Source organism: Pseudomonas serbica, assembly GCF_028823535.1.
Classification (GTDB): domain Bacteria; phylum Pseudomonadota; class Gammaproteobacteria; order Pseudomonadales; family Pseudomonadaceae; genus Aquipseudomonas; species Aquipseudomonas serbica.
This window is the reverse complement of record NZ_JAQIYM010000011.1, coordinates 192,113-204,725: the sequence shown is the minus strand read 5'-3', so window position 1 is coordinate 204,725 and position 12,613 is coordinate 192,113. Positions and strand designations below refer to the sequence as shown.

Sequence of the window (12,613 nt, the reverse complement as noted above, 5' to 3'; positions counted from 1 at the left end):
GCCAGCTCCTGCAGGGGGTGCGTCGTTAGAGCGAATCGCCTGGCACCCGGACGTAACCTTCCATCAGCACCCGCGCACTGCGGCTCATGATGGCCTTGTTCACGGTCCATTCGCCGTTGACCTGGCTGGCTTCGGCGCCAACGCGCAAGGTGCCCGACGGATGGCCGAAACGCACTGCATTGCGTTCGACACCGCCCGCCGCAAGGTTGACCAAGGTGCCGGAAATCGCTGCCGCGGTGCCGATGGCGACCGCCGCGGTGCCCATCATCGCGTGGTGCAGCTTGCCCATGGACAGTGCGCGCACCAGCAGGTCGACATCGCCCGCCGCAACCGTCTTGCCGCTGGAAGACACGTACTCCGCCGGCTTGGCCACGAACGCCACTTTCGGCGTGTGCTGGCGCTTGGCCGCTTCGTCGACGTTGGAAATCAGGCCCATGCGCAGTGCGCCATAGGCGCGGATGGTTTCAAACATCAGCAATGCTTTCGGATCGCCGTTGATCGCACCTTGCAGCTCGGTGCCCTTGTAGCCGATGTCTTCGGCGTTGACGAAAATCGTCGGGATACCGGCGTTGATCATGGTTGCCTTGAGGGTCCCGACGCCAGGCACTTCCAAATCATCGACCAGGTTGCCGGTCGGGAACATCGAACCGCCACCGCCCTCTTCTTCCGCGGCCGGGTCAAGGAATTCGACCTGCACTTCCGCCGCCGGGAAGGTCACGCCGTCGAGTTCGAAATCGCCGGTTTCCTGCACTTCACCGTTGGTGATCGGCACGTGGGCGATGATGGTCTTGCCGATGTTGGCCTGCCACACGCGCACCACGGCAATGCCGTTGTGCGGGATGCGGCTGGCGTCCACCAGGCCGTTGCTGATGGCGAACGAACCGACCGCTGCGGTCAGGTTGCCGCAGTTGCCGCTCCAGTCGACGAACGGCTTGTCGATCGACACCTGGCCGAAGAGGTAATCGACGTCATGATCGGCCTTGACGCTTTTCGACAGGATCACGGTTTTGCTGGTGCTGGACGTCGCGCCGCCCATGCCGTCGATCTGCTTGTCGTACGGGTCGGGGCTGCCGATCACGCGCAACAGCAGCGCATCGCGGGCCGGGCCTGGAACCTGGGCCGACTCCGGCAGATCCTTGAGGCTGAAGAACACGCCTTTGCTGGTACCGCCGCGCATGTAAGTAGCGGGAATTTTGATTTGCGGTGCATGAGCCATGGTGTTGCTTACTCCTTAGCTAGAAAACAGACACGGGACTCAAAGTCCCGTGTCGGCGCAGCAAGTGTTAAACGGCGACCGCCGATTCTTCGAGGAAGTCCTGGGCGAAGCGTTGCAACACGCCGCCAGCCTCGTAGATCGACACTTCTTCAGCGGTGTCCAGGCGGCAGGTCACCGGCACATCGACGCGCTCGCCGTTCTTGCGATGGATCACCAGCGTCAGCTCGGCACGTGGGGTGCGGTCGCCGATCACGTCGTAGGTTTCGCTGCCGTCGATGGCCAGGGTATGACGGTTGGTGCCCGGCTTGAACTCCAGCGGCAACACGCCCATGCCCACCAGGTTGGTGCGGTGGATACGCTCGAAACCTTCGGCGGCAATCGCTTCGACACCCGCCAGGCGCACGCCCTTGGCCGCCCAGTCGCGGGACGAACCCTGACCGTAGTCGGCACCGGCGATAATGATCAGCGGCTGCTTGCGATCCATGTAGGTTTCGATCGCTTCCCACATGCGCATCACTTTGCCTTCCGGCTCGACGCGGGCCAGGGAGCCCTGCTTGACCTTGCCGTTTTCCTGGACCATTTCGTTGAACAGTTTCGGGTTGGCGAAGGTTGCGCGCTGCGCGGTCAGGTGGTCACCACGGTGCGTCGCGTAGGAGTTGAAGTCCTCTTCCGGCAGGCCCATTTTCGCCAGGTATTCGCCGGCGGCGCTGTCGAGCATGATCGCGTTGGATGGCGACAGGTGGTCGGTGGTGATGTTGTCCGGCAGTACTGCCAGCGGGCGCATGCCCTTGAGCGGACGCGCGCCGGCCAGTGCGCCTTCCCAGTACGGCGGACGGCGGATGTAGGTGCTCTTCTCGCGCCAGTCGTACAGCGGCTCGACTTTCGGGCCAGTGTCTTCGTGGATGGCAAACATCGGGATGTAGACCTGGCGGAACTGCTCCGGCTTCACCGAGGCTTTCACCACGGCGTCGATTTCTTCGTCGCTCGGCCAGATGTCTTTCAGGCGGATTTCCTTGCCATCAACCACGCCCAGCACATCCTTCTCGATATCGAAACGGATGGTACCGGCGATCGCGTAAGCGACGACCAGCGGCGGCGAAGCGAGGAACGCTTGTTTGGCGTACGGGTGAATCCGGCCGTCGAAGTTACGGTTGCCGGACAACACGGCAGTGGCGTACAGGTCGCGGTCGATGATCTCTTGCTGGATCACCGGATCGAGCGCGCCGGACATGCCGTTGCAGGTGGTGCAGGCGAAGGCCACTACGCCGAAACCGAGCTGTTCCAGCTCATCGGTCAGGCCGGCTTCGTCGAGGTACAGGGCGACGGTTTTCGAGCCCGGTGCCAGGGACGATTTGACCCAAGGCTTGCGGGTCAGGCCGAGCTTGTTGGCATTGCGCGCCAGCAGGCCGGCGGCGATCACGTTGCGCGGGTTACTGGTGTTGGTGCAGCTGGTGATGGCGGCGATGATCACCGCGCCGTCGGGCATTTGCCCCGGCACATCGTCCCACTGCCCGGAGATGCCTTTGGCAGCCAGGTCCGATACGGCCACACGGGCGTGCGGGTTGCTCGGGCCGGCCATGTTGCGCACGACCGAAGACAGATCGAAGGTCAGGCCGCGCTCGTATTGCGCGCCCTTGAGGCTGTCTGCCCACAGGCCGGTGGTCTTGGCATAGTTCTCGACCAGTTGCACCTGCTCGTCTTCACGACCGGTGAGCTTGAGGTAGTCGATGGTCTGCTGGTCGATGTAGAACATCGCCGCGGTGGCGCCGTATTCCGGAGCCATGTTGGAAATGGTCGCGCGGTCACCCAGGGTCAGCGCCGCGGCGCCTTCACCGAAGAACTCCAGCCATGCACCGACCACTTTCTGCTTGCGCAGGAACTCGGTCAGCGCCAGCACCATGTCGGTGGCGGTGATGCCCGGTTGCAGTTTGCCAGTCAGTTCAACGCCGACGCTTTCCGGCAGGCGCATCCAGGAGGCACGGCCCAGCATCACGCTCTCGGCTTCCAGGCCACCGACACCAATGGCGATCACGCCCAGCGCATCGACGTGCGGGGTGTGGCTGTCGGTGCCGACACAGGTGTCAGGGAATGCCACGCCGTCACGTACCTGGATCACCGGAGACATTTTCTCCAGGTTGATCTGGTGCATGATGCCGTTGCCTGGCGGGATCACGTCGACGTTCTTGAACGCCTTCTTGGTCCAGTTGATGAAGTGGAAACGGTCTTCGTTGCGACGGTCTTCGATGGCGCGGTTCTTCTCGAACGCCTCCGGATCGAAACCACCGCGCTCGACGGCCAGGGAGTGGTCGACGATCAGTTGCGTCGGCACCACCGGGTTCACTTGCGCAGGGTCGCCACCCTGTTGGGCGATAGCGTCACGCAGGCCGGCGAGGTCGACCAGCGCGGTCTGGCCAAGAATGTCGTGGCACACCACACGGGCCGGGAACCACGGGAAGTCGAGGTCGCGCTTGCGCTCGATGAATTGCTTCAGGGATTCGGTCAGCGTGGCCGGGTCGCAGCGACGCACCAGGTTTTCCGCCAGCACGCGGGAGGTGTACGGCAGGGTGTCATAGGCGCCGGGCTGGATGGCCTCGACCGCCGCGCGGACGTCGAAGTAATCCAGGTGGCTGCCGGGAAGCGATTTACGGAATTTTGTGTTCATCGTCGGGACTCGGTCACGGTAGTTTCAAAAGGCGGGGCCTGACATGGCTCCTGAATTGAACGCGGACCTCTGTAGGAGCCGGCTTGCCGGCGAATGCGGTGGGTCAGGCAACAACGCTGTTGAATGACAAACCGCCTTCGCTGGCAAGCCAGCTCCTACAGGGTCACCGGTTCATTCAGTGACCTGTGCAGGCATTCCCACCATTCAGCGTTGTTCGATTGGCACGAACTTGCGCTGTTCGACGCCGGTGTACTCGGCGCTCGGGCGGATGATGCGGTTGTTGGCACGTTGTTCGTACACGTGGGCCGCCCAGCCAGTCAGGCGCGAGCAGACGAAGATCGGTGTGAACAACTTGGTCGGAATGCCCATGAAGTGGTACGCCGAGGCATGATAGAAGTCGGCGTTCGGGAACAGCTTCTTCTGTTCCCACATGGTGGCGTCGATGGCTTCGGATACCGGGAACAACACCTTGTCGCCCACTTCGTCGGCCAGTTTTTTCGACCAGCCCTTGATCACCTCGTTGCGCGGATCGTTGTCCTTATAGATCGCGTGGCCGAAGCCCATGATCTTGTCCTTGCGCGCCAGCATGCCGAGGGTGCCCTCGACCGCCTCTTCAGGCGACGAGAAGCGCTCGATCATTTCCATCGCCGCTTCGTTGGCGCCGCCGTGCAGCGGGCCACGCAGCGAGCCGATGGCCGCAGTGATGCACGAATACAGGTCGGACAGGGTCGACGCGCACACACGGGCGGTGAAGGTCGAGGCGTTGAATTCGTGCTCCGCGTAGAGGATCAGCGAAACGTTCATCACCTTGACGTGCAACTCGCTCGGCTTCTTGCCGTGCAGCAGGTGCAGGAAGTGACCACCAATGGACTGCTCGTCGCTGACGCACTCGATGCGCTTGCCTTCGTGGCTGAAGCGGTACCAGTAGGTCATGATCGCCGGGAAAGCAGCCAGCAGGCGGTCAGTCTTGTCGTGCTGCTCGGAGAAGTCGTTTTCCGGCTCCAGGTTGCCCAGGAACGAGCAGCCCGTGCGCATCACGTCCATCGGGTGGGCGTCGGCGGGGATGCGTTCCAGCACTTCCTTGAGCGCTTGCGGCAGGTCACGCAGCTTGCTCAGCTTGGCGATGTAGGCGCTCAGTTGCGCCTTGCTCGGCAGTTCGCCGTACAGCAGCAGGTAAGCGACCTCTTCGAACTGCGCGTCAGCCGCCAGTTCACGTACGTCATAACCACGATAGGTCAGACCGGCACCCGACTGCCCCACGGTGGACAGTGCGGTTTGCCCGGCTACCTGGCCACGGAGCCCGGCGCCACTGAGTACTTTTGCTTCGGCCATTTCTGCCTCCAATTTCTTGAATTTATTAGGGAGTTAATCGACTTACTTTTTCGCGGCGAACAACGCATCGAGCTTCTGCTCGAAGGTGTGGTAGTCGATGCGATCGTAAAGCTCCATGCGGGTCTGCATGGTGTCGATGACATTCGCCTGCGTGCCATCGCGGCGCAGCGCGGTGTAGACGTTTTCTGCGGCCTTGTTCATGGCGCGGAAGGCCGACAGCGGGTACAGCACCAGCGACACATCGACAGCCGCGAGTTGTTCGGTGGTGTACAGCGGCGTCGCGCCGAATTCGGTGATGTTGGCCAGGATCGGCGCTTTCACACGGCTGGCGAACAGCTTGTACATCTCAAGCTCAGTGATGGCTTCCGGGAAAATCATGTCGGCGCCAGCTTCGATGCAGGCAGCAGCGCGATCCAGGGCAGATTCCAGGCCTTCCACCGCCAGGGCGTCGGTACGGGCCATGATCACGAAGCTGTCGTCGGTACGGGCATCGACTGCAGCCTTGATGCGATCGACCATTTCCTGCTGGGTGACGATCTCTTTATTAGGACGGTGGCCGCAACGCTTGGCGCCGACCTGATCCTCGATGTGAATCGCCGCGGCGCCGAACTTGATCATCGACTTCACGGTACGGGCTACGTTAAAGGCCGAGGAACCGAAACCGGTGTCCACGTCCACCAGCAGCGGCAGGTCGCAGACGTCGGTGATGCGGCGCACGTCGGTCAGCACGTCATCCAGGCCGGTGATGCCCAGGTCCGGCAGGCCGAGGGAGCCGGCAGCCACCCCGCCACCCGACAGGTAGATCGCCTTGAAACCGGCGCGCTTGGCCAGCAGCGCGTGGTTGGCGTTGATCGCGCCGACCACTTGCAATGGATGCTCGCTGGCGACCGCATCGCGGAAACGCTGGCCTGGAGTGCTCTTGTTCAAACTCATGACTCACCTCGTTTGGCTGTCGGGTTGGCGCCGTCCTGATAATGACGGGCGATGTTGCGTTTGGAGGCGCCGATGTGACGGCGCATCAACAACTCGGCCAGTTCACCGTCACGGTCGGCGATGGCATCGAGAATTCGGTGGTGCTCGGCAAAGGCCTGGTGTGGCCGATTGGGCGTGGTGGAAAACTGGATGCGGTACATGCGCACCAGTTGATACAACTCGCCGCAGAGCATTTGCGTCAGGGTGCGGTTACCGCTGCCCTGGATAATCCGGTAGTGGAAGTCGAAATCGCCTTCCTGCTGGTAGTAACCGCGACCGGCCTGGAAGGCCTCGTCGCGCTCGTGGGTTTCGAGGACGCGGCGCAGTTCGTCAATCTCTTCGACGCTCATGCGCTCAGCGGCCAGGCGACAAGCCATGCCTTCAAGGGATTCGCGGATTTCGTAGAGCTCGATCAACTCGGCATGATTGAGCGACACCACCCGCGCCCCGACGTGCGGCACGCGCACCAGCAGACGCTGGCCTTCCAGACGATGGATGGCCTCGCGCAGCGGGCCACGACTGATGCCATAGGTCCGGGCCAGCTCCGGCTCGGAGATCTTGCTGCCCGGAGCGATATCACCCTTGACGATGGCCGCCTGAATGCGCCGGAAGACGTTCTCGGAAAGTGTTTCCGAGTCATCCTGAACGATGAGTGGGGGATCCAGTTGATCCAACATATTGTCGACACCTTGAAAGCCAGTGCCGGAAAAACTAACCAAAACAGCCGCTCCAGTCAAAGGATAATTAGATATTGTCGACAATCGTCTAATAACCGCCCGCACCATAACCACGCACGACCCTCTGGTTATAGCTGCCCGCCAGCGGTGGCGCCATCAACCCACCGTGCTAGAATGCCGGCCGCATTTGTCTGTCACATCTGCACGGCTTGTCATAAGTTGCTGATAGGCCTACGAGGGAGCTTGCGCAGCGATGCCAGGGCCTTGAACCGAAATACGCACCGCTGCGCACCAGGATTTATGAGACTCAAGCCCTTCTCCACACTCCTTTATTGTCTTTGCCTGCCCGGTTTTGCCGTGGCGGGGGAAAAGACCGTATATGGCCTCAATGAATACGCATCGCTGGGTGGCATCGACCTCGAAGTCGCCGCCAAACTCGATACCGGCGCGAAAACCGCGTCCCTGAGTGCTCGCGACATCAAGCGATTCAAACGCAATGGCGAGTCCTGGGTGCGCTTCTACCTGGCCATCGACGCGGCCCATTCGCACCCGATCGAACGACCGCTGGCCCGTGTCAGCAAGATCAAGCGCCGGGCCGGTGACTACGATCCCGAAGAAGGCAAGAAGTACACCGCCCGTCCGGTGATCGAGCTGGATATCTGCATGGGTTCGGCTTTACGCAGCATCGAAGTGAACCTGACCGACCGTAGCGCGTTCCAATACCCGCTCCTGATCGGCTCCGAAGCACTCAAACGCTTCGATGCGCTGGTCGACCCCAGTCTTAAATACGCTGCCGGCAAACCCGCCTGCGCCACCGACGCTCATACCGCCGAGTAATTCAAATGCGCTCTCTTACCCTTCATCTGAAAATGCTGATCGCCATCCTGGTGGTGTTGGGCATTTCAGTCACGGCCTACCAGATCTTCGTACTCGGCATTCCCGTGACGGAAGACGCCACCGACGACTTGTGGAACATCGACGCCAAGGTCGAGTTCGTCGCCAGTGCCAAGGACCCGGTCAAGATCCAGATGTTCGTGCCACCGCTGAGCCGCGATTACGTGAGCCTCAACGAAAGTTTCATCTCCAACAACTACGGCGTGGCCGTCAACCGTGTCGACGGCAACCGCAAGGTCACCTGGTCGGCACGCCGGGCCAAAGGCAACCAGACTCTTTATTACCGCCTGGTGCTGACCAAGCGCTACACCGCGGAAAAAGCCAAGATCAAGGGCCCGACCTTCCGCGACAGCATTGCCGTGGAAGGCCCCGAGAAACTCGCCGCCGAAGCGCTGTTGGCACCAATTCGCCAGCACTCGGCGGACGTCGAGACGTTCATCAGCGAAGCGATCAAGCGGGTCAACAACAGCAACGACGACAATGCCAAGATGCTTCTGGCCGGCGACCCGACACCGGCCCATAAGGCGAAGATCGTCGAGCTGCTGTTGTCCATCGCCCACGTCCCGGTGGAAAAAGTCCACACCATTCGCCTGGTGGCTGACCAGCCGCAAACCCCGGAACTCTGGCTGCGCAGCTTCAACGGCACCGACTGGCTGTACTTCAACCCGGAAACCGGCGAACAGGGCCTGCCCACCGACCGCCTGTTGTGGTGGACCGGCGACGAAAACCTGATCACCGTCGATGGCGGCAAGAAGGCCACTGTGACCTTCAGCATGAACAACAGCGAGATGAACGCCATTCGCCTGGCCAAGCTGACCGACGAGAACACCGACGCCAACTTCCTCGAATACTCGCTGTACGGCCTGCCGCTGCAAACCCAGCAGACCTTCATGATCATGGTAATGATCCCGATCGGCGTGCTGGTGATCCTGATCCTGCGCAACCTGATCGGCCTGCAGACCCTCGGTACCTTTACCCCGGTGCTGATCGCCCTGGCTTTCCGCGAGACCCAGCTCGGCTTCGGGATCGTGCTGTTTACCATCATCACGGCGCTGGGACTGTCGCTGCGCTCCTACCTTGAACACCTGAAGCTGCAAATGCTGCCGAGGCTGTCGGTGGTGCTGACGTTCGTGGTGGTGCTGATCGCGGCCATCAGCCTGTTCAGCCACAAGCTCGGCCTGGAACGCGGACTGTCGGTGGCGCTGTTCCCGATGGTGATCCTGACCATGACCATCGAACGCCTGTCGATCACCTGGGAAGAACGCGGCGCCAGCCATGCCATGAAAGTGGCGATCGGCACCTTGTTCGCGGCCTCCCTCGCGCACCTGATCATGAGCGTTCCGGAACTGGTTTACTTCGTGTTCACCTTCCCGGCGATCCTGCTGATCCTGGTGGGCTTCATGCTGGCCATGGGTCGTTATCGCGGCTACCGCCTGACCGAACTGGTACGTTTCAAAGCCTTCCTGAAGAAGGCTGACGCTTGATGTTCGGCTTCTGGAAGACCTGGAAAGCCCTGGAAGCCCGGGGCATCATGGGCATCAACCGGCGCAACGCAGACTATGTGCTCAAGTACAACAAGCGCAGCCTGTATCCGATCGTCGATGACAAGATCATCACCAAGGAACGCGCGATTGCCGCCGGCATCCATGTGCCGCAACTGTATGGCGTGATCTCCACCGAGAAAGAAATCGACAAGCTCGACGAGATCATCGGCGAGCGCAACGACTTCGTGATCAAGCCGGCCCAGGGCGCTGGCGGCGACGGCATCATTGTCATCGCCGACCGCTTCGAGGGCCGCTATCGCACAGTATCCGGGAAGATCATCAGCCACGAAGAGATCGAGCACCATGTCTCCAGCATCCTGACCGGGCTGTATTCCCTCGGCGGGCACCGCGACCGGGCATTGATCGAATACCGGGTGATTCCGGACCAGATCTTCAAGAGCATCAGCTATGAGGGCGTGCCGGACATCCGCATCATCGTGCTGATGGGCTACCCGGTGATGGCCATGCTGCGCTTGCCCACCCGCCAGTCCGGCGGCAAGGCCAACCTGCACCAGGGCGCCATCGGCGTCGGTGTCGACCTGGCCACAGGCCTGACCTTGCGCGGCACCTGGCTGAACAACATCATCGCCAAGCACCCGGACACCACCAACGCGGTGGATGGCGTACAACTGCCCTACTGGGACGGTTTCATGAAGCTCGCCGCGGGCTGCTACGAGCTATGCGGGCTGGGCTACATCGGTGTCGACATGGTGCTGGACCAGGAGAAAGGCCCGCTGATTCTCGAGCTCAACGCCCGGCCGGGTTTGAACATCCAGATTGCCAATGATTGCGGGCTGACGTTGCGTACCCATGCCGTCGAGGCGCGGCTGGAAGAGCTGAAGGCCCGTGGTGTGACTGAAACCGTAGAAGAGCGGGTGGCGTTTGTGCAGGAGATGTTTGGGCATATTCCGCCGGTTGAGGGCTGATCCGAGACCGCGTTGCTGCCATCGCCGGCAGGCCAGCTCCCACAACCCTGTAGGAGCTGGCTTGCCAGCGATGGCGGCCGAATTGCCAATGAAGTACCCAACCTGCCAATCCCCGACATACCCTCTAGGAGCAATTCCCCGAGAGGACTACAATCGCCACCCCGCCTCCATGGCTGATCTCTCCCGCCCATGCCGACCTGTTCCGTACACCCGCTGCCCTATCGCGCCAACCCCGCCGACTACTTTGCGGCCATTCGTCATGCCCCCGGTGCCGTGCTGCTCGACAGCGGCCGGCCCAGTGCCGAGCGCGGGCGCTTTGACCTGCTCAGCGCCTGGCCGCTGGACGAATTGACGGTCGCGCCTGACGAACGTGGCAGCGATTTCCTGCAACGCCTACGCAATAATCTGGCGCGCCTGGGCGAAGCGACGCTTGCCCATGACCTGCCTTTCGCCGGCGGCTTGATCGGCTACCTGAGCTACGACTTCGGCCGCCACCTGGAAAACCTGCCGAGCCGAGCCCTGGATGACCTGCATTTGCCGGATGCGCGGTTCGGCCTGTACGCCTGGGCACTGATCAGCGATCACCAGCAGGCCACCAGCCAACTGGTGTTCCATCCGACGTTGGCCGACAGCGAACGTCAGCGTTTGATCGAGCTATTCACCCAGCCGACCGCGGACGCGACTGAGCCATTCAGCTTGCAGGCGCCAATGCATGCCGACCTGAGCGCTGAACAATATCGCCAGGCGATCGAGCGCATCCAGCAATACATCCAGGCCGGTGACTGCTATCAGGTCAACTTCGCCCAACGCTTCCGCGCGCCCTGCCAGGGTGATCCATGGACAGCATACTGCGCGTTGCGCCTGGCTTGCCCCACGCCGTTTTCCGGCTTCCAGAGCCTGCCCGACGGCGGTGCGGTGCTGAGTCTGTCGCCGGAACGTTTCGTCAAAGTCAGCGAGCGCCTGGTTGAAACCCGCCCGATCAAAGGCACGCGCCCACGAGGCCTCACGCCAGCCGAAGACGCGGCGAACGCCGCTGAACTGCTGGCCAGCCCCAAGGACCGCGCGGAAAACCTGATGATTGTCGACTTGCTGCGCAACGACCTCGGCCGCACCTGCCGCACCGGCTCGGTTCGTGTGCCTGAGTTGTTCAGCCTGGAAAGCTACCCGAATGTGCACCACCTGGTGAGTAGCGTGACCGGCGAACTGGCGGATGATCGGGATGCGCTCGACCTGATCGCCGGCAGCTTCCCGGGCGGCTCGATTACCGGCGCACCGAAAATTCGCTCGATGCAGATCATCGACGAGCTGGAACCCACCCGACGCGGCCTGTATTGCGGTTCATTGCTGTATCTGGACGTGCGCGGCGAGATGGATAGCTCCATCGCCATCCGCAGCTTGCTGGTCAAGGATGGACAGGTGTGTTGCTGGGGCGGCGGTGGAATCGTCGCGGACTCCGAGTGGCAGGCCGAGTATCAAGAATCGATTACCAAGGTGAAGGTGCTGCTCGATACCCTGCAAGGCCTTTAAAGCTTCGCCGGCAAGCCGGCTCCTGCAGGGATCGTGATGCTCCTGCAGGAGCCGGCTTGCCGGCGAAGGAGTCAGTTCAGACGACTACAGACTCAAGGTACGGTTGGAAGCCTTGATGAATTCCTGCTTCAGCTCTTCAAACGTATGCACCGCCGGAAACTGCGGGAATTCGGCGATCACGTTATCCGGCGCATGGAACAGAATCCCGGCATCCGCCTCACCCAGCATCGTGGTGTCGTTATAGGAATCCCCCGCCGCGATTACCCGGTAGTAGAGGCTCTTGAAGGACAACACAGACTGGCGCTTGGGATCTTTCTGGCGTAACTGATAGCCCGTGACGCGCCCGCTGTCGTCAGTGACCAGACGATGGCAAAGCAAGGTCGGGAAGCCCAGCTGACGCATCAGCGGCTGGGAAAACTCGTAGAAGGTGTCCGACAGGATCACCACCTGGAAGCGCTCGCGCAGCCAGTCGACGAACTCGACGGCACCGTCCAGCGGCTTGAGGGTCGCGATCACTTCCTGGATGTCGGCAAGCTTCAGGCCGTGTTCGTCGAGAATCCGCAAGCGTTGCTTCATCAGCACGTCATAGTCGGGAATGTCCCGAGTGGTGGCCCTGAGGGATTCGATCCCGGTTTTTTCCGCGAAGGCGATCCATATTTCCGGGACCAGCACACCTTCAAGATCCAGACAGGCAATTTCCACAAGACACTCCCATTGGTATTGTTCATTGAGTCGAGCGAGCCCGAACTCTAGCGACAACTCCACCACCGCGCAACGCAGAGGACGCCCCGGCCCCTGCAGCTTTTTGTTACCATCGGCCCCATATAGAGCGCCAAGCGCCACCGACCTGTAGGAAGCCGCCC

General features: G+C 61.6%; 10 protein-coding genes. 4 read left to right on the top strand and 6 right to left on the bottom strand.

All coding sequences use genetic code 11. The features are described from left to right. Nucleotides 1–25 precede the first annotated feature (25 nt). From prpF to NQL71_RS19780, 5 genes are all read right to left on the bottom strand, one after another. Nucleotides 26–1,216: a 2-methylaconitate cis-trans isomerase PrpF gene (gene prpF / locus NQL71_RS19800; protein WP_274643136.1), complete on the bottom strand. Its 1,191-nt coding sequence runs from the start codon at nt 1,214–1,216 to the stop codon at nt 26–28. Nucleotides 1,217–1,283: 67 nt separating this feature from the next. Next, nucleotides 1,284–3,878 (bottom strand): Fe/S-dependent 2-methylisocitrate dehydratase AcnD, encoded by a 2,595-nt coding sequence (gene acnD / locus NQL71_RS19795; RefSeq protein ID WP_274643135.1) that lies wholly within the window; start codon nt 3,876–3,878, stop codon nt 1,284–1,286. Nucleotides 3,879–4,082: 204 nt separating this feature from the next. Then, a complete protein-coding gene (gene prpC / locus NQL71_RS19790) occupies nt 4,083–5,210 on the bottom strand; it encodes a bifunctional 2-methylcitrate synthase/citrate synthase (RefSeq protein ID WP_046816179.1) in 1,128 nt (375 codons plus the stop codon). Between the two features lie 42 nt (nt 5,211–5,252). After that, nucleotides 5,253–6,143 carry a methylisocitrate lyase gene (gene prpB, locus NQL71_RS19785; RefSeq protein WP_046816178.1) on the bottom strand — a complete coding sequence of 297 codons (891 nt, stop codon included), beginning with the start codon at nt 6,141–6,143 and terminating at the stop codon, nt 5,253–5,255. Beyond that, nucleotides 6,140–6,856 carry a GntR family transcriptional regulator gene (locus NQL71_RS19780; RefSeq protein ID WP_178134434.1) on the bottom strand — a complete coding sequence of 239 codons (717 nt, stop codon included), beginning with the start codon at nt 6,854–6,856 and terminating at the stop codon, nt 6,140–6,142. The genes prpB and NQL71_RS19780 overlap by 4 nt, the downstream gene beginning before the upstream one ends. 303 nt (nt 6,857–7,159) lie before the next feature. On the opposite strand from NQL71_RS19780, the gene rloA reads away from it, so the two are divergent. The 4 genes from rloA (at nt 7,160) to pabB (ending at nt 11,750) form a co-directional block, all read left to right on the top strand. Continuing rightward, the gene (gene rloA / locus NQL71_RS19775; protein ID WP_046816176.1) at nt 7,160–7,696 is read left to right on the top strand and encodes a retropepsin-like aspartic peptidase RloA; all 537 of its coding nucleotides are present in this window, start codon (nt 7,160–7,162) and stop codon (nt 7,694–7,696) included. 5 nt (nt 7,697–7,701) lie between these two features. Then, nucleotides 7,702–9,237, top strand: a complete 1,536-nt coding sequence (gene rloB, locus NQL71_RS19770) for an osmotic stress tolerance membrane protein RloB (protein WP_046816175.1) — start codon at nt 7,702–7,704, stop codon at nt 9,235–9,237. Continuing rightward, a complete protein-coding gene (locus NQL71_RS19765) occupies nt 9,237–10,223 on the top strand; it encodes an alpha-L-glutamate ligase-like protein (RefSeq protein ID WP_077185570.1) in 987 nt (328 codons plus the stop codon). The genes rloB and NQL71_RS19765 overlap by 1 nt, the downstream gene beginning before the upstream one ends. 189 nt (nt 10,224–10,412) lie before the next feature. After that, nucleotides 10,413–11,750: an aminodeoxychorismate synthase component I gene (gene pabB, locus NQL71_RS19760; protein ID WP_046816173.1), complete on the top strand. Its 1,338-nt coding sequence runs from the start codon at nt 10,413–10,415 to the stop codon at nt 11,748–11,750. 84 nt (nt 11,751–11,834) lie between these two features. On the opposite strand, the gene thrH is transcribed toward pabB, so the two are convergent. Continuing rightward, nucleotides 11,835–12,452 (bottom strand): bifunctional phosphoserine phosphatase/homoserine phosphotransferase ThrH, encoded by a 618-nt coding sequence (gene thrH, locus NQL71_RS19755; RefSeq protein ID WP_046816172.1) that lies wholly within the window; start codon nt 12,450–12,452, stop codon nt 11,835–11,837. Between the last annotated feature and the right edge of the window lie 161 nt (nt 12,453–12,613).